Here is a 550-nt window from a genome sequence, read left to right on the forward strand (position 1 = left end):
GTTTATATCGAAACGTTTCGTAATATCCCGCCGATTTTGCAGATCTTCTTCTGGTATTTTGCCGTACTGCGTAACCTGCCGGGCCCGCGCCAGGCGCTTAACACGCTCGATATTGCGTTCCTGAGTAACCGCGGTTTATACCTTCCCGCCGGAGAGTTTGGTCCCGGCGCGCTGGGCGCGTTCTTCGCGTTGCTCATCCCGTTGGTGGTCGGCATTGTACTGTATCGGCGCAATAAACAGATTCAGGCGCTGACGGGGCAATATCACCGCACCTGGCCTATCGTTCTGGCACTGTGGGTGGTTCTGCTTGGCGTGAGCCATGGGCTGTTTGGCCCTGCCCTGCACTGGGATATCCCGCAGTTGAAAGGCTTTAACTTCCAGGGTGGCATGGTACTGATCCCGGAACTGGCGGCGTTGACGCTGGCATTGTCGGTCTACACCTCCGCGTTTATCGCAGAGATCATCCGTTCCGGCATTCAATCAGTGTCATACGGGCAACATGAAGCGGCTCGCTCTCTGGGGCTGCCCAATCCGATCACGCTGCGTAAGG

Annotated in this window: 1 pseudogene; it reads left to right on the forward strand. The window is 56.9% G+C overall.

What is annotated here, in order from left to right:
• Positions 1-550, forward strand: a pseudogene (locus tag J5224_RS34600) (amino acid ABC transporter permease); the annotation flags it as partial.

This window comes from Candidatus Symbiopectobacterium sp. NZEC135, assembly GCF_025962695.1.